Here is a 25606-nt window from a genome sequence, read left to right as displayed (position 1 = left end):
CGAAAAATACGCGGCGGACTGAGCCGCCGCTTTCAAATCAAGCAATGGAAAAACGGTGCGACGGAAGATTTACTTCTTGGCCGTCAGACCGACCACCTTGCCCACGGTGGCGTTGAAGTCGGTCACGCATTGAGCGCTGCAGCGAGCGGCCCACTTGGGCAGCACGGACTCGGCGAGCACCTTCTTGAGCAGCGCGCGGTCGGCATCGGTCGGCTGGACCAGAACCATCTTGCCCTTCACCGGGTTGGTGCAGGCGGCGGCGCCGGTGTTGCAGTCATAGCCTTCCTGCGTTTGCTTGCCGGCGGCAGCCCAGATGTCGTCCACCATGGTCTTGAACTGCGTGGTGATGAGCTTCTGCACGTTGGGGTTGAGCTTGTCCCACGCCTTCTGGTTGACGGCGTGGATCTGCTGATTCCAGTTGACGGGCAGCGCGTACAGGTGCGTGGACACCTCGTACCACTTGGCCGAGTAGCCCGAGAGCGAGCCGGTGATGGCGCAATCCACCACCTTGTTCTGCAGCGCGGGAACCACTTCACCGAAGGCCATGGTGACGCTGGAGCCGCCGAGCGCCTCGACGAATTCCGCCTGGGTGCGGCTGCTGGTGCGCACCTTCTTGCCCTTCACGTCTGCGAGGCTCTTCATGTCCGCATTGCAGAACAGCACCTGTGCCGGATAGGTGGACATGCCCAGCACCTTGACGCCGGACTGCGCGTAGAACTTGGCGTACATCGGCTCGAAGGAGTCGGTCACGGCACGTGCGGTCTTCACGTCGGGCGCGAGACCGGCGAGGTCGATGGCTTCGTTGATTGGATTGTCGGCCGCGAAGTAGGCAAGGGTGGAGGTGCCGAACTCGATCACGCCCTGGGACATCAGACGGATCAGCTCGGGGCCCTTGAGACCCATCTCGTTGAAGCCCTTGATGTCGGCAGTGACCTTGCCGCCGGAGGCCTTGGGGATGGTCGTGGTCCAGAACGGCTTCTCGAACTCGTTGTAGAGGCTCAGATTGCTCAGACCACCCACGACCTTGAGCTTGGTCGCTGGGTATTCCTGTGCATGGCTCAGGGGGGCGGCGAGGGCGCTGGCTGCCAGTACGGCGAGAGGAAGAAGGCGTTTCATGACAAGTCCTTTCGTTTTGGGAATTGAATTGCACCGCTGATGTGCGTGTCGCGCCATTGTGGTGCAGCTGTGAAATTTCACATCAGTATTAACGCTATATCAAGCGAATTTCATGCCAGAAATCGCCGGGCATCTCGGATATGATTCGCCGCATGTTCGGTTGACCGGTGTTCGGAGTTCTTGTGTTGGTGACCCCGTTGGATCCTGATGTGAAAGATGCGTCTTCGTTCGAGGCGGGTTCGGGCTTGTCGCAGAACGAGCTGGCCTACACCAAGCTCAAGCACCGTCTCACCACGCTGATCTACAAGCCCGGCGAGTACCTCAACACCGCCACGCTGATGGCCGACATGGCGCTGGGGCGCACGCCGCTCAATCACGCGCTGCATCGCCTCGCGACCGAGGGGCTGGTGCAGATCATTCCGCGCAAGGGCGTGATGGTGGCGCCGCTGTCCATCGACGATGCGCTCAACATGATCGATGTGCGGGTAGTCAACGAATGCCTGTGCGCGCGGCTGTCGGCGCGGCACATCACGGCTGCCGAAATCACGGTGCTGCGGGCCACTGCCCGCTCTTTTGACGAAGCGGTGGCGGCGCGTGACGTTGCACGGATGATGGACTGCGACCGGCAGTTCCATGAGCAGATCGCCGATGCTTCGCGCAACCCCGTGCTGATCGAAGTGCTGCGCGTGCTGCATGCGCGCTCGCAGCGCTTCTGGGCGATTTCGCTGTCGACGGCGGGTCATGTGACCGAGGTGCACGACGAGCATCAGAACATTCTCGAGGCGCTTGCAAGCGGCGATGCGGACAGGGCGGAAGAGGCGGTCAAGTTCCACATTCTGTCGTTCCGGCAGGCGCTTCTTGGGCGCCGCTGACGCCGTGGCCCATCACCTCTCGGGCCACTGCCGGCTCACCGCACTCATTCGCTGAACCGCATGGAGCATTTCTCGGTCAATGCTGCGCTGCTGATCCGGATGCTCTGCACCGCCATCGTGGTGATCGGCGTGTCATGGTCCGTCGGCGCTTTCGGCCCGATCATCGGTGGCGCGCTCGCCGGTCTGCCGATGGTGATGGGGCCGGCCTTCTTCTTTCTGGTGCGGCAGGCGCCCGTCGATTTCGTCTCGCTCACCGCCACCTACACGCTGATCTCGCTGGCCGCGACGCAGGCCTTCGTGCTGGCCTATCTTTTCGCTTCACGTCGGCACAGGCCGCTGGCGAGTCTCGCGATCGCGTTTGGCGCGTGGGTCATCACCGCTGCGCTGTGTCGCATGTTGCCGCCGTATCTCTGGCTGGGCGTGGCATTGTTCGTGGTCGTCACCTGGGGCGCGATCCGAGTGAGTCGTCCGTTCGTGGATCGCACCGCCGGCACTGGCGGCAAGGCAGGGTGGCCGCTTCTTTTGCTGCGCGGTGCGCTCGCGGGGGTCATGGTCGCGTCGATCACCACGGCCTCGGGCTGGCTGGGCGCATCGAGCGCGGGCATTCTGCTCGCCTTTCCCATCGGTTACACCGTGATCGCAACCACCATCCACGAGCGCTACGGATCGGCCAGCGTGATCGCGACGCTGCATGCGGCGCTGCTCGGAGGTTGCAGTCTGGCCGTGTTCTGCTTCTGCGTCGCGGTGTTCGTGCAGCACATGGAGCCGATGGTCGGCCTGCTGCTGGCGACCGTCGCATCGATGCTGACGACCACCGCGCTGGTGCTGCGCACGAGGTTGCGGCGCGGCTGAAGCGCTCAACTCTGCGCGCGCAGCATGAGCGCGAGCAGCAGCCACAAGAGCGTGAGGATCACATTGCTCGCCGCGAACAGCGCGAAGCGATGCAGCACGTTGTTGTAGCTCAGGTGCACGAGGCTGTGCAGCATGCGCAGCGCCACATAGGCCCATGCCAGCGTCACCAGCCAAGTGCTGCGCATGCCCGTCGCATAGCTCATCACGCAGACCACGTAGAACAGCATCGGCAGTTCGAGCAAATTCATGTAGTTGCGATTGGCGAGGATGAGGGCCCTGGGCAGCGGGCCCGACTCGCCGCAGGCGAACTGGGCGATCTCCGCTTCGCCGCGCAGGGTGGCGCGCACGCGGCGCAGGCCGAGGTTCAGTGCCATGCACAGGGTCCATGCGGCGAGCGCGAACAGAGGCCAAAGAATCGAGGTGGCGTGGGGCATGCGAAGACTCCTCTGCGGTGGCCCGAGGCGGACGGCGTCGGGTGCGCAGTCGGCGTCCTCGGCATCACATGGCTCGGCATTCTGCACGCGGAAGGGGTACCGCTCTGTTGGTCGCATGCCGTGGTGCATTTCTTGTTCCTCGCATGCACGGGTATCGGACAGCGGATGTCATGTCCTTTGCTGTTTGCAGGACATGGATCGCGCGCGCTTGGATGCTCTGGTCTGCAGGCTACGGAGCGGTGCGGAGCAGCCTGTCGGTGAGCGCTGACATCGATCTGGCAAGCTGTTGTTTTGTAGTTTTTTGTAAAGTTATTAACTTGTTGATGCTTACAATTGACGACACAGCAAGCGTGATTTCCGGTCGCAATGACCGGAGGCGCAATGCAGAACAAGTGATCGGCAGCCACGTGGACGCTGCCGACCATGACGGAGGGGTACTCTTGAAGCGGTTTGGAAATGCGCTGCGCGCGGGCGTGCGGCATGTCTGTGCGTTTTTCATTTTGGCGATCACGGCAGCGACGACCGTGCATGCCGAGCAGACACCGGTGACGCTTGCGGGTCTGGCCTATTCGGGCGATGCGGCGAGCCTCGATCAGCGCTTCCCGTTCTCGCGCGCTTACGAGCGAGAACTGGAACAGACGGGCGAGCGTGCCTATGGCCGCATCACGGCCAATCTGGCGGTCGTGCCTTCGCAGCATCTCAAGATCGAGCAGGGCATGCTCGACGAGCTCAAAGGCCGCGATCAGGCCATCGTCACCTCGCTGGTGGTGAATTCCGAGACGGTCTCCGTCGAGAACTTCGGCAAGCTGCGCAAGCTCTTCGTGCTGATTCGCGGACAGGCATTGTTCTTTGACTTCAAGAGCATGACCGTGGTGCGCTCGTACCCGGTGAGCTTCGCCTTCATCGACGTGTTCGACCACGAACCCACGCAGGCCGAAATCTATGCCCGCGTGAAGAACGTCTACGAGGGCGCGGCGGGCAAGCCGGGCATCTTCGGCCGATACGCCGGCGTGCTCGCAGGCGCGACGATTCCGGCGCAGGTGCCGAGGCTGCTCAAGGTCACCGAGGTGAAGCTCGCCCCCGACGTGATGGCGAGCCTGCCGGGCTATCTGAAAAGCGAGCCAGGCATGGCCGAGACATGGGCGGCGGACATGGTGAGCGAAGCGATCTCCACGCGCGCAGGCGTGCCGCTGATTCCGTATTCGCAGGGCTATGCGGTCGGCAATGTGCTGCCCATGCGCGTGGCTGACGGCACGGTGTTCAACCTCAAGCTGCCCGAGCCGGACTACGCGATTTCGGTCGATCTCACCGGGCTCAAGAAGGTGAAGTTCGGATCGGTGGCGGCGGGCGAGAGCTTCATCTACGGCACCTATGCCAAGTTCCGCATCGAGCAGCCGCTGCTCGGCTCCACCTGGCTCGACACGGCGCTCAAGAATGGCGAGACCAAGGTCGTGCCTTCGACACAGACTTGGGTGGATGATTTTCCGGCCTTCTATGACTCGTGGAACGGCATGTTCACGCGGTTGGCCACGGCGATCGCCAGCAAGGACATGAGCTGGGTGAAGGCGGCAGCATCCGCGCCCGACATCGCTGCGCAGATTTCAAAAACCAACCAATTGATCGCTCAATGCAAATGACCCGTTTTGTCCGATTTTTCATGGCGCTTGTGCTGTCGAGCCTGGCCCTGAGCAGTTTTGCGCAGGTGCAGCAGGCACGCGGCAAAGCGTCCGTCAGCTACCAGGGCAAGCTCGCCTCGCCCGACGACAAGGCGCGCGCGCTGCAGAACGCGCAGCTCAAGGCGGTGGAGTTCCACTACGCCGAAGCCGGTGAATCCGAGAGCGAAAACTTCGACGCCGTGCGCGAAAAGATTCTCGCCAATCCCGACCGCTACATCCTCGAGACCACGGTGCTCGGCGAAGAGGACGCGCCCGAAAAGCGCCAGTACACGGTGGCCGTGCGCGTGTCGCTCAACGTGGCGAATCTTCGCAACCTGGTGAAGGCGAATTCGGCGGTGTCCAAGGCCGGTGCGGCCGACAAGTCGCAACTGGTGTTCGTCTTCGTCTCGCGCGAAGTGGCATCGGTGAAGTCGTTTGACGACCGCGTCTATCAGCGCGTGGACGAACAGGCGCAGGTGAAGGTCGCGGGCAACACGGCGCGCAAGGGCAGCGAGGGCGAGTCGATCCGCAGCAACCGGATCAGCACCAGCGAATCGATGTCCGAGAAGACCGACGTGAACGCCAGCCGCTCGCACAGCATCGAGACCGGCGGCAGCACGACCAAGCGCTCCAGCGAGGCGACCTATCGCCTCTATCCCAGCGCCAATCTGAACACCGTGTTCACGGGCCTGTTCGCGCGTGCGGGCTTTGAGGTGGTCGATGCGGCCATGGCCGAGCCGGCCACCGAAGGCCGCTTCTCGGTGGCCAAGGTCGAGGCCGACTACACCAGCGGCAACGACCTCAAGGCCGCCACGCTGCAGTCGATCGCGAGCGGCATGCGCGTGGCGGGCGTTCCCTATGTGGCGCTCGGAACGCTCGATCTGACCGCGCCGGACAAGGACCCGTCCACCGGCCTCGTGCGCGTGAGCGTGTCGGTCAACGCGAAGGTCTACAACGTGGCCAAGGCGATTCCATCCGTGCAGGCCGCCGTCGGCCCGGTGCAGTTCGCGGGCACGGGTCCCGACGAGGCGACCGCGCGCGGCAATGCGCTCAAGCTCGCGGCCAACAACGCGGCACGCGAACTGAGCAGCCAGCTCACCGCCAAGGGCATCCACTGAGCATTGGGACGGAGCCCCGAGGTTCCGTCCGCTTCAAGCACCTCACATCACTCACACGCGATTGGCGCCACAGGAGCGCGCGGATCGCGTGCGCCTCAACGTCCGTTCGATTCAGGAAGGAAAGAAAAATCATGAACCACATCCAGAAGATCCAGAAGACCGTCATCGCCGCCGTCATCGCGCTCGGCGCCAGCACCTGCGTGCACGCACAGTTCTCGCTGCCCAGCGTCGGCGCGGTGAAGAACCTCGTCGGCGGCGGCTCCGGCGCATCGGCAACTGACCTCACGGGTCAGCAGGATTCGCTGGTGCGCGGCTATGTGGCGGCGAACAAGGAAGTGCTCAACGCCAACGCGCTGATGGCCGAGGCGCTGGGCCTCAAGAGCGATGCAGCTGCATCGGCCGCGACCGCCTCGTCACTGACCGAAGGCGCGACTAAGGATGCGCTTGAGGAGTCGAACAAGGCCGTGGCCGCATCGACCAACGCCGTCGCTGCGGAGCTTGCGAAGCAACCCGTGCTCGACGCGAACTCCAAGGCGCTTTATTCCAAGGGCCTGCTCACGCTGGCATCGGGCGTGACCAAGTTTGTGGGCGTGGGCAAGAACGTCGGCACCATGGGCAGCAACCTCAAGAGCGCGCCGGTCACGCAACTGCCCAAGCTGCAGTCGGCCGCGTACGTGGTGTCGAACTTTCCCGGCTCCATGGGCAACGTGAGCGATGCGCTCAAGAACGCGGTGGCCTTTGCGCAGAGCCAGGACATTCCCGTTCCGGCCGACGCCACCGCCGCACTGTCGGCTCTGTAAAGGCGGAGCGAACGCATGCGCAAACTTCTCGGTTTGACTTTGACGATGGCGGCCGTCGTGCTGCTGTCGGCCTGCAACAAGGCGGAGCCCGAACAGGCCGCCAAGCCTCCTGCCGCCGAAAAGAACGTGGCCGCGCCCGTCCCGGACGTGGGCCGTCTCACGACGGTGCAGACTTCGGCGCAGGGCTTTGGCGCGACAGCGGGCGAGGCCGTGGCCGAGGCCATGAAGCTGGCGATTCTGCAGGTCAATGGCGCGGCGGTCGAGTCCGCGAGCGTGAGCGCCAAGTACGGCCTCGACGTGAGTCTGGGGCGCGAATCCGCGTCGCTGCGCGCCAATGAATTCGTCGAGCTGGTGCGGCAGAAATCCGGCGGCGTGATCCAGAACTTCAAGCTCGTCGAACTGCGCGAACCTGGTCTCATCACCGACAAGCAGTTCAAGGCCACGATCGAGGCGCAGATCGCCAAGTTCGAGCCCTCGGCGGACATGCAGAAGATCAAGGTCGTGGTCGGCCAGATCCGCTTTGATTCGCCGAATCTGCCGATGGGCGACCGCAGCGTTTCGTCCGCCGAAGTGGGAGCCACACTGCGCCAGCGCATCAGCGACGCGCTGGTGCAGACGGGCCGCTTCGCGGTGCTGGACCGCGAGTTCAGCCCCGACATCCAGAACGAGCTGGAGATGATCTCGTCGGGTCAGGCTCCGAGCGCGGAACTCGCCAAGCTCTCGCAGGCCGCGAGCGCCGATCTGGTGTGGAGCGCGCGCGTGAGCAATCTGGCCTACAACCGCCACGCACGCCAGCTCAAGACCAGTGATCGCGAGCTGGTGAGCTATTCGGGCGGCTGGGCGATGACGCAGAAGCTGGTGAACGTGGCGACGCGTCAGGTCACCGCCTCGGACGCGCTGCGCGGCATGGCGCCATCGACCGCGCCCACCACGCTCGGCAGCGGCGTGGACGGCAGCCGCGTGCTGGAGGACATGAACACCGACATCGTGAATCAGGTGATCACCTCGGTGATGCGCCGCACCTTCCCGGTGACGGTGGTGTCGCGCGACGGCGTCAACGTGGTGCTGAGCCAGGGCGGCCAGCTCATGAAGGAGGGCACGCGCTACGCCATGGTCAACATGGGCGCGGAGATGAAGGACCCGCAGACCGGCCAGAGCCTTGGCCGCGTGGAGTCGCCATGCTGCGATCTTGTGATCGACCGCGTGACGCCGAACCTTTCCTACGGTCGCCTCGAGAACGTGCGCGGACAGCTCGACCAGTTGCCTGCGGGCGCGCTGCAGGTGCGCGAGCAGCTCAAGGATGTCGCGACGGCGAAGGGTGCGATGGGCGACGCGCAGTCCGCACCGGCGGCGGCTGCGCCAGCTGCGCCTGCTCCGGCTCGTCGCCAGACACGCGCGCCCCAGCAGGAGGAGTCCGCGGCCCCGGCATCGGTGAAGGCCAACGACGACAAATGGTGATGCGGCACGGTCGATGAAGTGCTTCTGAGCCATGAACAAAAAATCCCGGCATGCCGGGATTTTTTGTTGGGAGAGGGTGGTCCGCTTATTCAGCCGCGACCGAGATGCCCTTGAACTCGCCCGAGGCGATGCGCTTGCTCCACTCGGCCGGGCCGGTGATGTGCGCGCTGGTGCCGCCGGAGTCCACCGCCACGGTCACGGGCATGTCGACCACGTCGAATTCGTAGATGGCTTCCATGCCCAGGTCTTCGAAGCCCACCACCTTGGCGTTCTTGATCGCCTTGGACACGAGGTAAGCCGCGCCGCCGACCGCCATCAGGTAGGCGCTCTTGTGGTTCTTGATGGACTCGATGGCGACCGGGCCGCGTTCGGCCTTGCCGATCATCGCGATGAGGCCGGTCTTCTCCAGCATCATGTCGGTGAACTTGTCCATGCGGGTGGCGGTCGTAGGACCTGCGGGGCCGACGGCTTCGTCACGCACCGGATCGACCGGGCCGACGTAGTAGATCGCGCGGTTGGTGAAGTCGACGGGCAGCGGCTCGCCCTTGGCGAGCATGTCCTGGATGCGCTTGTGCGCGGCGTCGCGGCCGGTGAGCATCTTGCCGTTGAGCAGCAGTGTCTCGCCGGGCTTCCAGCTCGCCACTTCTTCCTTGGTCAGCGTGTTGAGGTCGACCTTCTTGGACTTGTTGTAGTCCGGTGCCCAGTCGATCTTGGGCCACAGGTCGAGCGATGGCGCGTCCAGATACACGGGGCCGGAACCGTCGAGCACGAAGTGTGCGTGGCGGGTGGCCGCGCAGTTGGGGATCATCGCCACGGGCTTGGAGGCGGCGTGGGTCGGGTACATCTTGATCTTGATGTCCAGCACCGTGGCCAGACCGCCCAGACCTTGCGCGCCGATGCCGAGGGCGTTGACCTTTTCGTACAGCTCCAGGCGCAGCTCTTCGACCTGATCGAGCTTCTCGCCGCGCGCGGACTTGGCCTGCAGCTCGTACATGTCGAGGTCTTCCATCAGGCTTTCCTTGGCGAGCAGAACGGCCTTTTCAGCCGTGCCGCCGATGCCGATGCCCAGCATGCCAGGCGGGCACCAGCCAGCGCCCATGGTGGGAACGGTCTTGAGAACCCAGTCGACCAGGCTGTCGCTCGGGTTCATCATGATCATCTTGGACTTGTTCTCCGAGCCGCCGCCCTTGGCCGCGACGATGATGTCGACCTTGTTGCCGGGAACGATCTGCACGTTGATGACGGCAGGCGTGTTGTCCTTGGTGTTCTTGCGCGCGAAGTGCGGATCGGCCACGACCGAGGCGCGCAGCGTGTTGTCGGGGTGGTTGTAGCCACGGCGCACGCCTTCGTTGATGGCGTCTTCGAGACCGGCGGTGAAGCCTTCCCACTTCACGTCCATGCCCACTTTCAGGAACACGTTGACGATGCCGGTGTCCTGGCAGATCGGACGATGGCCGGTGGCGGACATCTTGGAGTTGGTGAGGATCTGCGCCATCGCATCCTTGGCCGCCGGGCTTTGCTCGCGCTCGTAGGCGCGGGCCAGATGCTGGATGTAGTCAGCGGGATGGTAGTAGCTGATGTACTGGAGGGCACCTGCGATCGAGTCGATCAGGTCCTGCTGGCGGATGGTTGTGGTCATCGTGAAGCTTGCTAGGTTTATGGGCGCGCCGGGGGAAGCGCAGGGAAAACCTGTCAATTATCCGCCGAAGCGCGCCAAGCCTGCTGGGAAAACCCGAGAAGTCTTATAGAGGACTCGGCGGCTTCCCGCGCCGTGGAACCCGAGCGGTCATGTGCCCGTGATGTAACCGGCATGAAAAGGGCACCTGCGCGGGGTGCCCTCGATATGGCTGCAGGAAAGGCCTGAGAGCGTGTGCGCGACCTCCACACGCTCATGCAGGCGCGGCCATGGGCGGTTAGCTGCGGTCTGCTGCGGGTTGCGCCTTGCAGCCCATCCCGATCCGCAGCCCGCAAGCCTCGCGCTGAAGACTTACTTCTTCTGGGGTTGGCCCATGTTCAGCAGATTCATCGTCTGGCCGTTGACGGTCACGTCGCCGGGCTTCTGGCCCGCCTTGCAGGGGCCGATCCACTTGGCGACCATGACTGACTTGGTGGTCGAGATGCCGGCCATCGGCGGGTTGAAGGTGGAGTCGGCGGTCACGGTGTATTCCTTCTCGAAATCACCCGAAGTCACGCTCTTGCTCTCCATCTTGGAGGGGCCCATCTGGCAGATGGAGTGGCCGATGTACTTGCCGCCGTCCTTCTTGGTGTCGTTCTTCTCGCACTTCATGCTGTTGATCATGCCGGAGCCCATCTTCTGCAGCGCCTTGTCGCTGGCGGTGTCCACGCACTGCTGCATCACCTGTTCGGGTGTCTTGGTGGTGCCGGTCGTGCCGCCGGTGGTGATTTGCCACAGCCCCGCCTTGCGCGTGGGCATCTCCTGAGCGGATGAGCTGAACGCAGCCGTGACACACAGGGCAGCGACCACGGCGGCGGGAAGGTTGAGGCGATTTCTCATGATGCTGCGCATGATTTTTCCAAGTGATGAATGAATGAATGTGTGGGCAGGAGCGACAGCTGGCCTGTACTCCCGCGTCTCTGTGCGCAAAGTGCGCCGACGCATTATTTCGGGCGCGCATCGATGGTGCATGTAAAGAAACGAAACAAAGAACTCCTTCCATGGAGTTGCCTGTTCTCAAAAAAGAGCGAGCTGGATGTGCCTGTGGCAAAAAAACATCTGACCGCATCGGGTCGTTTGGCAGGTGAATGGCGCTGGAAAGCCGAACCGTAAGTGAATTCGCATACGATTAAAAAATATATTGATGTAATATTGTCAGTAGTAAATTTTTCCAATAGTTCTTGAAAAACATGCAACATCCATTTGCTGCGCTGATTCGGGCGCTGGGCGGAACCTCATTGGTGCTGATGGGCGTAGCTGCGCACGCGCAGACCAACGTCCCTGCGCCCACGCCGCCGGTGCTGACCTGCAACACCAGCAGCACCGCTGCGAACGTAGTGCACAACCTGCGAGACGCGTTCAACACCTCGAATGCCGGGGCTCAGTACAACGGCTCGACGTTGCTCTATACCTTCCCGAATGACAGCCGGAGGTATTGGCAGGCCGGGGTGGAAAAGCGCTTCCCTCGGAATGCACAGGCGTATCCGTTGACGGGGTCGGATGGCGTGACGGGTTCACGCAATGTCGCGAGCTCGACGGCGCTCACGGGTGGCAGCGGTTTCTACGACCCGTATCCCACCATGCCTGCCATCGACGGCAATTGGGTGGTGATGGGAGATCAGGCCACCTCCGGCTATGGCAGCACGGGGGAGAACGGGCAGAAGGTTGGAATGAACGGCCAAGCCGTTCAGCTGAATCACAACCCCAATGTGATGTACTACTACAAGTTCACGTTCACCATGGATTCGCTCATGGACGTGAACCAGTTCGGTATCAACATCAACAATATGAATTACGGAACCGGTCTCTGGAACTCCGACGACCGGCTCAAGGGCATCTACGTCAATGGACAGTTGGTGGGCACGACCAACAACGGTGGCAATCTGTCATCGTTTTCGCCTACCTCCGCCAGTTACACGGCCAGCATGGCGGCACCGGGCAACACTTTCAGATTGCCCACGAACACCGCCTGGAAGGTGGCACACCCAACCGCCCAGCCGTTGTGGGCGAGCGGCACGAACACCATCGTGTTTGCGATCATGAATGGCGGCATGCGCAGCATCGCTGGCAACAATGATTCAAACTTTGCCGACAACACGACCAACACGACGCCAAGCGGCGTGGTCGGCACTTCCGGGATGAACACGAGCCAGTCGCTCCTCAAAATGCTGGACACCAGCCTGGTCCAGACCTGCATTCCCGCGATCGCCGCACCAGCCACTGCGGCCAGCCAGACGTCCGCGGATGCGCTGAATTTCTCCGGAACGGTGACCAATGCCATCACCGACGCGACCACAGTGAACGTGACCGTACGGGATGCGGGCGGGAATGTGGTGGGCGTGTATGCGGCGGCCATCGATCCGGTGACCAACACCTATTCTTTTGTCGGCACAGGGCCTTCAGGCCTGCCTCCGGGCAACTACACGGCGGACGCCACGCTGGTCAATCCCAACGATCCAACTGGCCCGGGTGTCGTGTTGAGCGGACCGACTCCCTTCACGGTGACGGCCCCGGCCATCACCATGACGCAGCCGCCCAACATCGCTGCAGGCACCACCAACACGATCACCGGAACTGTGCCCAACAAGGGGGCCGCCACAACGGTCGACATCGTGCTTCGCGATGCGGGCGGCAACGTGGTGGATACGTTCCTTGGGGTGCTGATCCAGCCCGACGGAAGTTATTCGGTGCCGACGAACGCGCTGCCAGTGGGGAACTATCTGGTGGAGGCGACCATCACCGGCGTTCCGCCGACGGCCGCCATTGCTACGAGCGGCTTTTCCGTCAGCGCGGTCACCGTGACTCCACCGCCGACGCACACGACGACGGAGCCGTCCACGATCACCGGCAACGTTCAATACCCCGGAACTGCCACGACGGTACACGTGGTGGTGACTGATCCGAATGGCGCCAAGGTCTATGAAGGTGACGTGCCTCTGGACGCCAGCGGCAACTACACCGTGCCCTTGAACGCTTTGCCTACGAAGGGGACTTACAGCATCACGTCGACGGTCAATGGCGCGATGGCGACCGGCCAGTTCGAGGTAGTGCAAACGGCGGTGACCGTGGGGCCGCAGCCGACCGTGGATTCCAAGCAGCCATCGCATATCGCGGGCACGGTGACCAACCCTGGGCCCGCCAACACGGTGGAAGTGAAGATCACCGATGGCACGGGCACGGTGGTGTGGCAGGGTACCGCACCGCTGAACCCGGATGGAACCTATGCGGTGGACAGCTCGGCACTGCCCAAAGGTGACTACACCGTGACGGCGACCGCCAACGGCAGTTCGGCGACCACGCCGCTGAAGGTGACCGATCCTCCAACGGAAGTCACGGTCACCCCGCCTGGCACGCTGACACCGACTCAAAAGCCGAACGTGGGCGGGACGGTGCAGTATCCGGGAACAGCGACGAGCGTGGACCTGAGCATCACCGACAGCACCGGCAAGGTGGTGTGGCAGGGAACCGCCACGCTGAACGCCGACGGCAGCTATTCCACCCAGGCGCAGGCGCTGCCCTTGGGTGACTACACCGTGACCGCCACCGTCAATGGCAAGTCCGCGACGACGACATTCAGCGTCGTGGCCGCACCGGTCCCCGCCCCTGTGCCGACGCTGGGACAGGGGGCGCTCGTGCTGCTCTCGGCAATGCTGGCCGTGTTCGGCGCGCTGCGGCAACGGCGCACCAGCCGCACGTAACATAGCGCACGGGCCATAGCGCTCTGGTGAACATCCTCCGCGTACCAGGTTCATGATCTGGCACGACGGAGGATTTTTCATTTCTGTCGTGCGCTCCTCTGACTTGCCTGTCGCGACGTCATGGTTTCTGGTGGTTCGAATAGCATGGAGTGGATTTGCCGCGCGCTCGCAGGTTGCCATCAGGTTGCGCACGGCACTTCACTGATCAAGCGGAACGCTATAGCCAATGGCCACAAGCTGCCATCTTCGTTCTCCAGCCACCCGTGCCGCTTTGTATGTGCTCACATTCAAGGAGTTTTCGCATGACGACTGCTGTTCGGCAGGAGAAAGACACATTCGGGCTGATCGACGTGCCCGCAGACAAGCTCTGGGGCGCGCAGACGCAGCGCTCGATCCAGAATTTCAAGATCAGCGGTGAGAAGCAGCCCGTTGAAATCATCCACGCGCTGGCGCAGGTCAAGCGCGCCTCCGCTGCCATGAACCACCGCCTCGGCCTGCTGGACGAGAAAAAGACCCAGGCCATCGTTGCGGCTGCCGATGAGGTGATCGCCGGCCAGCATCCGGATGAATTTCCGCTGGTGGTCTGGCAGACCGGCTCGGGCACGCAGACCAACATGAACGTCAACGAGGTGCTGGCCAACCGCGCAAGCGAGCTGCTGGGCGGCGAACGCGGCGAGTCGCGCCTCGTGCATCCCAACGACGAGGTGAACAAGAGCCAGTCGAGCAACGACGTCTATCCCACCGCCATGCATGTGGCGGCGGTGACGGCCATCGAACAGAAGCTGCTGCCCGCGATCGCGCGCCTGCACGCGACGCTCAAGGCCAAGAGCGAGGCGTTCGCCGACATCGTGAAGATCGGGCGCACGCACCTCCAGGACGCCACGCCGCTCACGCTCGGGCAGGAGATTTCGGGCTGGGTCGCGCAGCTCGAACATGGCGAAAAGCACATCCGCGCGGCGCTGCCGCACCTCTACGAACTGGCGCTGGGCGGCACGGCGGTGGGCACGGGCTTGAATGCCCCCAAGGGCTACGCGGAAGGCGTGGCGGCCGAGATCGCGCAGATCACCGGCTACCCGTTCGTCACCTCGCCCAACAAGTTCGAGTCACTCGCGAGCTGCGACGGACTGGTGCACGCGCATGGCTCGCTCAAGACGCTGGCGGCCAGTCTCATGAAGATCGCCAACGACGTGCGCTGGCTCGCGAGCGGTCCGCGCAGCGGTCTTGGCGAGCTGTCGATTCCCGAGAACGAACCCGGTTCGTCGATCATGCCGGGCAAGGTCAACCCGACGCAGTGCGAGGCGATGACGATGCTGTGCGCGCAGGTGTTCGGCAACGACGTGGCGATCAACTTCGGCGGCGCCTCGGGCAACTTCGAGCTCAACGTGTTCCGCCCGCTGGTGGCGCACAACTTCCTGCAGAGTGTGCGCCTGCTCGCCGACGGCATGGTGAGCTTCGACGAGCACTGCGCGGTCGGCATCGAGCCCAACCGCGAGCGCATCGCCGAGCTGGTCAGCCGCTCGCTCATGCTGGTGACCGCGCTGAACACGCACATCGGCTACGACAAGTCCGCCTACATCGCCAAGAAGGCGCACAAGGAAGGCTCCAGCCTGCGCGACGCCGCCATCGCGAGCGGCCATGTGACGGCTGAGCAGTTCGACCAGTGGGTCGTGCCGGGGAACATGGTCGGCAATCTGTGATTTGAGAACACCCCCTGAATTGTTTCGGGCAGGGAGGCGCGGCCAGCGCGGCGGGGCGGCCCTTGCGCGGCTGCCCTCGCTTGGGGGCCACCAGTTTCATGCGCTACGGGAGGCTCGAAGTGCCAGAGGAGCTGTTCACTTGACTCGTTTGATGATGCGCCGGCGCAGCTGTTCACGGAACATGGCGCCGCCGACCTGCACGAGCGCGTCGATGTCGTTGCCGTCGAGTCGATCGATGTTCTCCGACATCCAGACCGCGAGCTTGACGATGGACTCATCCGGATCGCGAGGCTCGCGCGCGGCGTCCATCTGTTCGGCGCGTTGGCGAAACAGGGCGACGATTGGGTGATCGGCGTTTTCCATGGTGCACCTCCTGCCAATAGATGGTACGCCGGGTGCGAAAAAAAGCCACCTGTCGGTGGCTTGAAAAATGGGGGAATGTCGAGCTCAGCTCTTGCAGCTCTTGACCTTGAATTCGACGCGTCGGTCCAGCGAATCTCGCACGTCGTCGGTGCCGCTGCCGATGATGTTGTACTTCCAGCCCACGCCATCCACATCGATTCTGGTGGCGAGCTGGCGGTTGTTCTGGACCAGCACGTCGCGCACATACTTGGCGCGGTTCTGCGACAGGCGGGCGTTGCCCGCTTCGGTGCCGGTGCGGCTGGTGTGGCCGATCACGTTGAGGCAGTAGTCGCCCTGCACGGTCTCCTGCGCGATGTGCTTGAGCCACATGGGATAGGCGCTGCTGACGGCCGAGTCCTTCCAGAAATCGACGGTGCCCGGGTTGAACAGCAGGCGCACGGAGAGGTTGTTGGTGCCCAGGCCAAGCGCCACGATCTGCGAGAACGCGGTCTCGGCTTCCTGGGCGCGGCCGAGCTTGGTGAACGTGTTGTACAGGCCGTTGAAGACACGCAGCTGCTTGCCGTCCGGGCGCTGCTCGGCCGTCTGGTAGCGCACCAGCGCGTCGCTCCAGTGCTGGCTTTCGTAAGCCTTGTCCGCCTCGTTGATGACGGCTGCGGTGTTGATCGAGGAGAGATAGGCCTGATCGGCCTGCGAGCCGACGGCGGTCTGCGATGTCTTGATGTAGCCCTGCGTGAGGCGGTCGTTCACGAGCGAGGGGCTGTCGGCATAGAACGCGGTCGGCGTGGCGTCGATGTCTTCCTGGCGGATGCGTGCGACGGAGCGCGCGATCACCATGCCGGTGCGGCGCTCGGTGATGGTGGAGGTCAGCACCGAGTACGCGGCACCCGCCTCGTCCTGCTGCACGGTGCCCGCGATCAGGTAGTCGGCCTGCTCGACGCCGGTGGTGCTGAAGTTCTGCAACTGCAGATTGCCGTCCCGTGCGCGCAGGTTCTTGGCGAACAGGTCGCTGATGAGCTGCGTGGTCTTGGTCTGCTGGCCGCTCTTGGCGTCGATGAACGGGTCGAGCACCAGTTTGCGGGACTTCAGCCGCTCGATCATCGTGGGGTTGGTCTGCGCCACCAGATCGTCGGCGAGCTGTTGCACGGCCTGCGGCAGCGTGCGTGTGCCGGTGGGCTTGGCGGGCGGGTTGCTGACGCAGGCGGCCAGCAGCACCGAGAAGGCGAGTGCGCCCACGGTGAGTCCACGGCGCAGGGCTTGATGCAACGGAGGAAGAATCAACGGCATGAGGTCTCCAGATATTGTTTGTCGGCGTCGCTCAGGTTCTGACCGAGGCTGAATTTTTGGATGAGCTGCGAGCAGCGCTGCGAGTCGCCCGATGCGACGGCGGCCGGGGCTCGCTTGACGGGCTGCTCCGTGCGCTCCGGAGCGCGTGATGGCGCCGGCTGCGCTGGTGGCGGTGTTGGCTTTTTGGGCGCTGGCTTGTCATTGCCGACCGGCGTGGAGGCGGGCTCCGTCTTGGCCGGAACTGCCACCGGTGCAGCAGGCGTGGCAGGTGCAGGAGCAGGAGAGGGGGCTTGCGCGGCAACGCTGGCAGGCGCTTCGGGCGCTGCTGCCGTGGCGCTTGCAACGGGCGATGCGGCCGTTGGTGTTGGGGCCGGGATTGGCACGGGCGTTGGCGTGGGGGCAGGTGCGGGTGCCGGAGCGGGACCAGATGTTTCGGTGGAGGTCGGAAAGCTCAGTCCGGGCCGCTTGCCATGCAGGATGAACTCGGAGATCACCAGTCCGATGCAGAAGAACAGCGTGACCGCGAGAAGAATCTGGGGCAGCAGAAGGCCGTCGCTGTTCTGCGTCTCCGTGGGTTGTGGCTTGCGCGAGCGCACGAGCTGCAGGCACCAGGCGATCAGCGTGGCGAACACCAGCGCGCCCGTGAGGCCGCGCACCAGCCAGCCGCTGGCATCGATGATGGCGCAGAAACCGATGGCGACGGCGACCAGACAGCCCAGCGTGTAGTAGGGCCCGAGCCAGTCTCGGATGGCGAAGCCGGTGAGGCGGATCGTCGTTGAAATGCTGGAATTGTTGTTCTGCGCCACGCGTCTTCTCCGTCGGCGCTCGCTTGCTGTTGCGCGAGCCGCCGACCCCTCCCTGTTCATTGGCCGATGCCGGATTTCCCACCGCGAGCGCGAGCTTCGCCTGTGGGTGTCGTGCATGCGGTGTTTTGCCTAGTATCCCGTCGATTCGCCAACCTTCACGATTGTTGGTGATTTCTATCGAGTTGGCAAATTATGTCTGGAAACCGTGAAGGTTTGCAGGAGGGGCGATGGGGGCAAACGCCAATGCCCGAATCGGGCCGCGTTCAAGGCGCGTTCAACGTACGCTCAAAGAGATTCCCAAGTGGACACGCGCGCCTGTCCGCCCGCGTCCGGCGGCTCGAAAGCGAAGCCGACGCCGTAGACCGAGCGGATCCAGTCGTGTCCGCTGCGGTCGGCGCTGCGCAGCTTTTTGCGCAGATTTTTGATGTGGCTGTCGACCGAGCGCTCGTTGAGGTCCTGCGTGTCCTCGTCATACGACAGCTCGAGCATCTGCGCGCGCGAGAGGATGCGGTCGCGGTGCTGGATCAGCGTCTGCAGCAAGCGGTATTCGCGGTGCGTGAGCGGCACGGGCTTGCCGTAGAGCGAAACCTGCGAGAGGTTGTCGTCGAGCTGCAGCGCGCCGGTGTCAGCGGGGGCGGCCGTGGCGGAGGGCTTGCGGCGGCGCAGCACCGTCTTCACGCGCGCGACCACTTCGCGCGGCGAAAAGGGCTTGCAGATGTAGTCGTCCGCACCGAGTTCGAGGCCGATCAGGCGGTCCACTTCTTCGACGCGGGCCGTGAGAAGAATGACCAGCGCGTCGCCGTTCTTTCGGGTCTGTCGCAGCACTTCGAGGCCGTCCATGCCCGGCAGCATGACGTCGAGCAGGGTCAGGTCCGGCGGGTGGGCGCCGAGCAGGCGTTCGAGCGCCGCGTTGCCGTTGTCCACGTGTTCCGCGTCATAGCCCGCGTGGCGCAGGTAGTCGAGCACCACGTTGGCGATGTCGGCCTCGTCTTCGACGATGAGAATTCTTTGGTTGTTGTTCATGATGTCACTTCTCCATCAAAGGAAGAATCAGCGTGATGCGAAGGCCGCCGAGCGGGGATTGCGCGGCGTCGATCTGGCCGCCATGGTCCTGGACGATCGAGCGGCAGATCGCCAGACCGAGGCCGGAGCCGCCCAGATCGCCGTTCGCTCGTTGCCTGGAGGATTCCGTGCGGTACAGACGCTCGAAAAGATGCGGCAACTCCTGCTCGGAGACGCCGGGTTTCGTGTCGTCGAACACGATCAGCAGATGCGCGCCGGACCTGTCACGTTGACCGGAGGCGATGATCCGCAGCCTGCCGCCGCCGTCGGTGTAGCGCAGGCTGTTTTCAAGCAGGTTGAGGAACACGCGGTGCAGCTGCTGCGCATTGCCGCGCACGCGCGGTGCGTTGGCGGCGAGCGCCCATTCGCGCGGTTCGTTGAGTTCGACGGAAATGCCGGTCTGGTCAAAGCGGGTCTGCAGCGAAGCGATCGCCTCGCTGAGCTGCGCCATCGGCAGCATGGGCTCCATCTTCGCGGGCGCAATCGTGGTGGCGTCGACGCTCGCGCGCAGATCGCCGACCAGTTGAATGAGGCGCATCAGCTGGCGATGCAGACGCTCGGCGGTCTGCCCATCGAACTGGCGCACGCCGTCCTGCACGGCCTCGATCTCGGCGCGCATGGCGGTGAGCGGCGTGCGCAGCTCATGCGCCATGTCGCCGATCCACTGACGGCGCGAGGTCTCCATGCTGTCGAGCTGCTGGGCCATGTCGTTGAAGGTGTGGATCAGGCGCGTGAACTCTTCGCTCTCGGTCTGCTCGGGAATGCGGGTCTGCAGATGCCCGGCGGCCAGATTCCTGGCTCCCGTCACCAGCACGCCGATGGGGCGCAGCCAGCGGTGGGCCAGCCAGGTCGACAGCAGCAGGGCGAGCAGCAGTCCCGCCGCGCCCGTCCAGAGCACGAAGCCGAGCTGCTTTTCGAGAAAGGCCTTGTCAGCCTCGCGCTCCAGCCCTTCGGGTGGGTTCATGACCAGATAGCCGATGGTGCGTCCGCCTTCGTCCTTGAGTGCGGCGCGCGCGTTGCCAGGCTGGGGTGGGTTGCCCGCAATCAGCTGCTCTTTGGTGTCCAGCAGCGACAGGCGTTTGGCCAGTCCGTCGGCGGGTCTGCCGATGGCTGCGGGTGTTGGCTTGGACGCGGCGATTTGCGGGACAAGGAGTGGAGCGGATGCGCTCGAGGCCGGAGGACTCGGCCGATTGGTGAAAAACGGAAATCCGGGGTTGCCACGCTGCTCCGCTTCCTCCGGTGCAATCCAGTTGCCCGGCGGACGCCGCAGCGCACGCCACAGCGCAGGCTGGTTGATCAGTGGGTGCCAGCTTTGGTTTTGGCGATACACCGACTGCAGCCGATCGGCCAGCCAGTCCATGCGGGCCAGTTCGATCTCCGCCACATACGGTCCGAGCCCACGCTGCAGGCCAAGGCGCGAGAAGCCGATGAACAGCGCCATCATCACGGCGAGCAGGATCGTGAGGGCGATGAAGGCTTTGGTTTGAAGAGACAGTCGGCGCATGAAGGAGGCGATGGATGGATCACCAAGAAGGGCGTGGCGACTTCACATGCTAAGGCACCGACCTGAATGGCGCAGTGGAAAAAAGCCAGGCTTCGCGGGGCGAAGCCTGTTTCTGCACTTTTTGTCTCCACGTTCTGCAACTTGGAAGCATCAAGTTGCAATTGAGGTCACTTTGTGGCGACCTTGGCGGCCTTGGCCGCCAGACGGGCCTCTTCAATCCAGCCGTCGAACGTGGCCTGGTGCGCCTTGATCCAGCCGTTGGCATGGCGCTCGACATCGGCGCTCTGGTTCTGTCCGTCGTGCATCAGGCGGTTCTGGGTGCTGATGTCGTTGATCGGAATGCTCATGACTTCGAACAGCCGCGCGGCCGCCGGATGGCGTTCGGCCCAGGCCTTGTTGGCGACGATGTACTCGTTGTTCAGCGGAAAGCCGTAGTTCTTGCCGTTCGGCATCTTCGTGTCCGCGCCAGCCTGCACGCCAGGCATCGCCGAGAACGGCACTTCGAGCCAGACGACCTCCTGTCCGGGGCGCAGCACGTTGCTGAGCCAGAAGGGCGTCCACGCGTAGTAGAGCACCGGCTTGCCCTGCTTGAAGCGCGCCAGCGTGTCGGCGATCAGCGCGGGGTAGTTGCCCTGGGTGTAGTGCACCGTGTCCTTGAGCTTGAAGGCGTCGATCTGGTGCCACACCACCGCCTCGCCACCCCGGCCCGCATTCGGGCCGATGAGGTTGGCGCGGCCATCGCCATCGGAGTCGAACAGCTTGGCGAGCTTGGGATCGGCGAGCTGCGATAGCTTGGTGATGCCGTACTTCTCGGATGTCTTGCGGTCGATCATGTAGCCCTGCGCGGCACCGGCGGAATACACCCCCTTGCGATAGAGCTTGGCGTCGCCGCCTGCGGCCTTGTAGAACTCGGAGTGGTGCGGGTTCCAGTGGTTGGCCATGAAGGTGGCGTCGCCGTTGGCCACGGCGATGTGCGCGAGCGGGTATTCCAGTTCCTCGTAGGGCTTGACCGTGTAGCCAAGGCGCTGCATGGCCTTCATCACCAGCAGCGTCTGGAAGGTTTCCTCGGCGAGCGAACTTTTGACCGGCGTGACGGTGATGCCCTTGCCGGGCAACGCGTCAGCGTCTGCCGCATTGGCCGCCATGGCGGGCATCTGGCTCAGTCCCATCGCGACCGCGCTCACGCAGAGAAACTGGTGAATCACCTTGCGGCGCGACGGCGCGCCGACTGCACAAGCGTGGTGGATTTCGGGAAATTTCTGGCTCAACATTCTTGTCTTGGCTCCTTTGTATTGATCGTTGAAATGGACGGTGAGCGATGGGCGGGGTCAGGGCCGCGGCGCGGCGGCGTCCTTGGCGAGCGTGATCCATGCGTCGAAGGTGCGCTGGTGCGCGGCGATCCAGGCGTTGGTGTGGCGCTCGATGTCGGCCTGCGATCCCTGGCCCTGGCTCATCAGGTAGTTCTGTGCGTTGATGTCGTTCACCGGCAGCTTGATGATCTCGAACAGCTTGGCCGCGGCGGGGTTCTTTTCCGCCCAGGCCTTGTTGGCGACGATCTGCTGGTTGTTGGCGATGAAGCCGTAGTTCTTGCCGTTGGCCAGCTTGGTGTCGGTGCCCGCCTGCTCGCCGGGCAGCGACGAGAACGGCACCTGCAGCCAGACGACGTCCTGTCCGGGCTTGAGCACGTTGCTCACCCAGTAGGGCGTCCAGGTGTAGTAGAGGATGGGCTTGCCGGCCTTGTAGCGCGTGATGGTGTCCGCTATCAGCGCGGAGTAGGTGCCCTGCTTGTGGGTGACGGTGTCGCGCAGCTTGTAGGCGCCGAGCTGGTGCTCGATCATCGCCTCGCAGCCCCAGCCCGGCGTGCAGCCGGTGAGGTCGGCCTTGCCGTCGTCGTCGGCATCGAACAGCGCGGCGATCTTCGGGTCCTTGAGCTGGCCGATGTTGGTGATCTTGTGCTCCTCGGCCGTCTTCTTGTCGATGAGATAGCCCTGCGCCGCATTGGCCGAGAAGATGCCGCGGCGGTAGAGCTTGGCATCGCCGCCCGCGTTCTTGTAGTAGTCGGCGTGCAGCGGATTCCAGTGATCGGCCATGAAGGTCGCGTCACCGTTGGCGAGCGCGATGTGGGCCGTCGGGTATTCCACCTCCTTGATCGGCTGGACGTCGTAGCCCAGCTTCTCGAGCGCCTTCATCACCAGCAGGGTCTGGAAGGTCTCTTCGGCGATCGAGCTCTTGAGCGGCTGCACCTTCACTCCCTTGCCGGGCAGGTCCGGCGCGGCCATGACCGATGCGCTGGTCAAGGCAAAGGCTGCGGCCGCCACGCTGGCGCGCGCGCATTGCGACAGAAATGTGTGTCCTTGGAACATGGTGTTTTCTCCTTGTTGTGGGGCGTGAGAACTCAGGCGGCCTGCTTGCCGACGGCTTGTCGAAGCGATGGCTCAGGCTCGGGGTTGGACGGGACTGCCTTGTCGTTGGAGCGCACCAGTCGCATCACCAGCCCCACGGGCCCCGTGTGCCACCAGCGAGCGCTGCCGCGCTGGGTCTGACCCATGGCCTGCGTGATGCGGTCGAGCACGATGGCGAGCAGCACGATGCCAAGGCCTCCGACCGTCGCGAGACCCATGTCGAGGCGGCCAATGCCGCGCAGCACCATCTGGCCGAGGCCGCCCACGGCGATCATCGAGGCGATCACCACCATCGACAGCGAGAGCATCAGCGCCTGGTTGATGCCGGCCATGATCGACGGCATGGCCAGCGGCAGCTGCACCTTCCAGAGCAGCTGCATGGGCGATGCGCCGTAGGCGCGGCTCGCCTCGATCAGGTCGGGGCGCACCTGACGGATGCCGAGGTTGGTCAGGCGGATCAGCGGCGGCAGCGCGAACACGATGGTCACGATCACGCCGGGCACGTTGCCGATGCCGAACAGCATCACCACCGGCACCAGATAGACAAAGGCGGGCGTGGTCTGCATGGCGTCAAGGAACGGACGCGTGAGGCGCTGCGCACGGTCGCTCGACGCGAGCGCGATGCCGGCCGGCAGGCCAATGATCACGCAGAACAGAAGCGAGGTGAGCACCAGCGCGAGCGTCACCATCGCGTCGGGCCAGATGCCGAGCATGGCGATGAGCAGCAGCGACACGGCCGTGCCGATGGCAAGCGCGCGGCCGGCGAACTGCCATGCCACGAGCGCCATGATGGCGAGCAGCAATGGCCATGGCACGGCGAGCAGCGCATCGGTCACGCCGTTGAGCGTCGCGTCGATGGGCATGCGCACGCCCTGAAAGAACGGGCGAAAGTGTTCGACCACCCAGGTCAGGCCGTCGTTGATCCAGCCCTGCACATGCGGGCCGCCAGCGGTGATCTGGCTCCACAGGTGCGAGAGGCCACCGCCGTCATCGGTGGGCAGCGGCGTGGTGCCTGCGGCCGCATCCAGCCAGTCCGCACCGGCCGTGGGATCGGCGGCACCCGTGTCGGGCGTGGCCCAGGGATCGGCGGAAGCGGCGCTTGCATCACCGCCGGAGTCGACCGACGCTGCGGCGCTTTCGGCCCAGGGATCCGCGGCTGCGCTGCTGTCGGCATCGGCGGCCGTGGTGGCGGCGGTGGCCGTGTCCACCGGCGTGCTCTCGGTCGCGCTGGCCCATGGGTCGGTTGCGCTTGGCGCGGTGGTGTTCTGTGTGACGACGATTTTTTCACTCATGCATGGGCCTCCTTATGCTTGTGTTGTGGCTGGTGTGACGGTGGACGTGGCGCGGGCGGTGGGCGTGTGAAGCTGCACCGGCGGAACCTCCTTTTGCGGCGGCGGCACGGGCGGCGTGTCGCGGTCGAGGAACTTCAGCATCGTGGTGCGGCTCACCACGCCGAGATACTTGCCGTCGTCGTCCACCACCGGCAGCGCGAACGGCTTGGCGGCGACCGGGCCGAACAGCTCGGCTACCGGCGTGCTGTGCGACAGCGCTTCCACATCGGGCAGGAAGGCGTGCTTCAGGCCCAGCATGCCCTGATGGCCCTGCAGCGCATCGCGCAGCGACTGCGACGACACCACGCCGAGAAAGCGCTTGCGCGCGTTCAGCACATAGGCGTAGTCGCGATCGGAATCCTCGAGCAGACGCAGCGCGGCGCGGCAGCCACGGTCATCGTGCTCGGACACCACGGTGAGCGCTTGGCGCGCGATGTCGGCGGCCTTGAACACGGCCGCCGCGTCCACACCGCGCACGAACTCGCGCACGTAATCATTGGCGGGGCTGCGCAGAATCTCGTCGGGCGTGCCGACCTGCACGACGTGGCCGTCCTTCATGATGGCGATGTGGTCGCCGATGCGCATGGCCTCGTCCAGATCGTGCGAGATGAAGACGATGGTGCGGCGTTTGATCTGCTGCAGGCGCAGCAGCTCCGACTGCATCTCGGTGCGGATGATCGGATCGAGCGCGGAGAACGCCTCGTCCATCAGCAGAATCGACGGATCGGACGCCAGCGCGCGCGCCAGACCCACGCGCTGCTGCATGCCGCCAGAGAGTTCATCGGGATAGCTCGCGCCCCATGCGCCGAGGCCCACCTGCTCGAGCGCCTCCTGCGCGGCCGCAAGGCGCTCCGTGCGGTCGATGCCCGCGAGTTCAAGACCGAAGGCCGTGTTGTCGAGCACCGTCATGTGCGGCATCAGCGCGAAGGACTGGAACACCATCGAGATGTCCTTGCGGCGCAATGCTCGCAGGTCCCGATCGCTCAATGCATTGATGTTCTGGCCGTCCACGAGGATGCTTCCGGCGGTGGGTTCGATCAGCCGGTTGAGCATGCGCACCAGCGTCGATTTGCCCGAGCCCGACAGGCCCATGACGACGAAGATCTCGCCCGCTTCGATGGTGAAGTTCGCGTCGAAGACACCGATGGACTGACCGGTGCGTGCGAGGATTTCCTGCTTGCTCAGGCCCTGCTGGACGAGCGCGAGCGCGGCGTCCGGCTCGTCTCCGAATACCTTGAACACATGATCGATGATGACTTGTTTGGCCACGTTGTGGGTCCTCCCGTGAGGGGTCTGCTGCGCGTGCGAGAAGACCCGGGTTGAACTCGTTCTGACGAGCGGCTGGCGACCGTCGGAACACGAAGACCGAAATGGCGGCAACGCCAGAATGAAACTGCGTTGCCATACCGCGATTCCCTGATGCAGCGACCGAAGACAAAAAGCGCGCAGGGCCCATGAGACCCCGCGCCTGTCTCCGGT

The 25606-nt window shown here is 64.2% G+C and carries 21 protein-coding genes; 8 read left to right on the top strand and 13 right to left on the bottom strand.

Going from position 1 to position 25606, the window contains the following annotated elements:
- Positions 1–69: 69 nt before the first annotated feature.
- On the bottom strand, positions 70–1116 hold the full coding sequence (locus tag ISG32_RS20175; protein WP_194772797.1) for a TRAP transporter substrate-binding protein: 1047 nt from the start codon (positions 1114–1116) through the stop codon (positions 70–72).
- 209 nt (positions 1117–1325) lie between these two features.
- Between ISG32_RS20175 and ISG32_RS20170 the strand changes: the two genes are divergently transcribed.
- Positions 1326–1988, top strand: a complete 663-nt coding sequence (locus ISG32_RS20170; protein WP_323745966.1) for a GntR family transcriptional regulator — start codon at positions 1326–1328, stop codon at positions 1986–1988.
- Positions 1989–2048: 60 nt separating this feature from the next.
- Positions 2049–2840 (top strand): hypothetical protein, encoded by a 792-nt coding sequence (locus tag ISG32_RS20165; protein WP_194772795.1) that lies wholly within the window; start codon positions 2049–2051, stop codon positions 2838–2840.
- 5 nt (positions 2841–2845) lie between these two features.
- Here ISG32_RS20165 and ISG32_RS20160 read toward each other — a convergent pair whose 3' ends face one another.
- Positions 2846–3274, bottom strand: coding sequence for an MAPEG family protein (locus ISG32_RS20160; protein WP_194772794.1), 429 nt, complete (start codon positions 3272–3274; stop codon positions 2846–2848).
- A gap of 440 nt (positions 3275–3714) precedes the next feature.
- On the opposite strand from ISG32_RS20160, the gene ISG32_RS20155 reads away from it, so the two are divergent.
- From ISG32_RS20155 to ISG32_RS20140, 4 genes are all read left to right on the top strand, one after another.
- A complete protein-coding gene (locus ISG32_RS20155; protein WP_228529959.1) occupies positions 3715–4911 on the top strand; it encodes a hypothetical protein in 1197 nt (398 codons plus the stop codon).
- Positions 4912–4931: 20 nt separating this feature from the next.
- Positions 4932–6047, top strand: a complete 1116-nt coding sequence (locus ISG32_RS20150) for a hypothetical protein (protein WP_228529958.1) — start codon at positions 4932–4934, stop codon at positions 6045–6047.
- 131 nt (positions 6048–6178) lie between these two features.
- Complete coding sequence (locus ISG32_RS20145; protein WP_194772793.1) at positions 6179–6847, top strand: hypothetical protein; 669 nt, start codon at positions 6179–6181, stop codon at positions 6845–6847.
- A gap of 15 nt (positions 6848–6862) precedes the next feature.
- Positions 6863–8305, top strand: a complete 1443-nt coding sequence (locus ISG32_RS20140) for a CsgG/HfaB family protein (RefSeq protein WP_194772792.1) — start codon at positions 6863–6865, stop codon at positions 8303–8305.
- Positions 8306–8390: 85 nt separating this feature from the next.
- Here ISG32_RS20140 and ISG32_RS20135 read toward each other — a convergent pair whose 3' ends face one another.
- Positions 8391–9944, bottom strand: a complete 1554-nt coding sequence (locus tag ISG32_RS20135) for a fumarate hydratase (RefSeq protein WP_194772791.1) — start codon at positions 9942–9944, stop codon at positions 8391–8393.
- A gap of 348 nt (positions 9945–10292) precedes the next feature.
- The gene (locus ISG32_RS20130) at positions 10293–10832 is read right to left on the bottom strand and encodes a DUF3617 domain-containing protein (RefSeq protein ID WP_194772790.1); all 540 of its coding nucleotides are present in this window, start codon (positions 10830–10832) and stop codon (positions 10293–10295) included.
- Positions 10833–11170: 338 nt separating this feature from the next.
- Here ISG32_RS20130 and ISG32_RS20125 point away from each other — a divergent pair, with 338 nt between their 5' ends.
- Both ISG32_RS20125 and fumC read left to right on the top strand, forming a co-directional pair.
- Complete coding sequence (locus ISG32_RS20125; RefSeq protein WP_194772789.1) at positions 11171–13678, top strand: IPTL-CTERM sorting domain-containing protein; 2508 nt, start codon at positions 11171–11173, stop codon at positions 13676–13678.
- 302 nt (positions 13679–13980) lie between these two features.
- Positions 13981–15375, top strand: coding sequence for a class II fumarate hydratase (fumC, locus tag ISG32_RS20120; protein ID WP_194772788.1), 1395 nt, complete (start codon positions 13981–13983; stop codon positions 15373–15375).
- A 135-nt stretch (positions 15376–15510) separates the two neighbouring features.
- On the opposite strand, the gene ISG32_RS20115 is transcribed toward fumC, so the two are convergent.
- The 9 genes from ISG32_RS20115 to proV form a co-directional block, all read right to left on the bottom strand.
- Entirely contained in the window at positions 15511–15738 is a 228-nt protein-coding gene (locus ISG32_RS20115; protein WP_194772787.1) for a hypothetical protein, read from the bottom strand.
- An 84-nt stretch (positions 15739–15822) separates the two neighbouring features.
- The gene (locus tag ISG32_RS20110) at positions 15823–17022 is read right to left on the bottom strand and encodes an OmpA family protein (protein WP_194772786.1); all 1200 of its coding nucleotides are present in this window, start codon (positions 17020–17022) and stop codon (positions 15823–15825) included.
- Complete coding sequence (locus tag ISG32_RS20105; RefSeq protein ID WP_194772785.1) at positions 17013–17828, bottom strand: hypothetical protein; 816 nt, start codon at positions 17826–17828, stop codon at positions 17013–17015. Before ISG32_RS20105 ends, ISG32_RS20110 begins: the two co-directional genes overlap by 10 nt.
- Before the next feature lie 285 nt (positions 17829–18113).
- Entirely contained in the window at positions 18114–18851 is a 738-nt protein-coding gene (locus ISG32_RS20100) for a response regulator (protein ID WP_194772784.1), read from the bottom strand.
- A gap of 4 nt (positions 18852–18855) precedes the next feature.
- Entirely contained in the window at positions 18856–20394 is a 1539-nt protein-coding gene (locus ISG32_RS20095; protein ID WP_194772783.1) for an ATP-binding protein, read from the bottom strand.
- Between the two features lie 167 nt (positions 20395–20561).
- Positions 20562–21563, bottom strand: coding sequence for a glycine betaine/L-proline ABC transporter substrate-binding protein ProX (gene proX / locus ISG32_RS20090; protein WP_228529976.1), 1002 nt, complete (start codon positions 21561–21563; stop codon positions 20562–20564).
- A gap of 159 nt (positions 21564–21722) precedes the next feature.
- On the bottom strand, positions 21723–22757 hold the full coding sequence (gene proX / locus ISG32_RS20085) for a glycine betaine/L-proline ABC transporter substrate-binding protein ProX (protein ID WP_194772781.1): 1035 nt from the start codon (positions 22755–22757) through the stop codon (positions 21723–21725).
- A gap of 32 nt (positions 22758–22789) precedes the next feature.
- Positions 22790–24088 (bottom strand): glycine betaine/L-proline ABC transporter permease ProW, encoded by a 1299-nt coding sequence (gene proW / locus ISG32_RS20080; protein ID WP_194772780.1) that lies wholly within the window; start codon positions 24086–24088, stop codon positions 22790–22792.
- 12 nt (positions 24089–24100) lie between these two features.
- Positions 24101–25396, bottom strand: a complete 1296-nt coding sequence (proV, locus tag ISG32_RS20075) for a glycine betaine/L-proline ABC transporter ATP-binding protein ProV (RefSeq protein ID WP_194772779.1) — start codon at positions 25394–25396, stop codon at positions 24101–24103.
- Positions 25397–25606 lie beyond the last annotated feature (210 nt).

Source organism: Diaphorobacter caeni, assembly GCF_015354245.1.
Classification (GTDB): Bacteria; Pseudomonadota; Gammaproteobacteria; order Burkholderiales; family Burkholderiaceae_C; genus Diaphorobacter_A; species Diaphorobacter_A caeni.
Note: the sequence above shows the minus strand (reverse complement) of the source record. Positions and strands in the feature narration are given on the sequence as shown.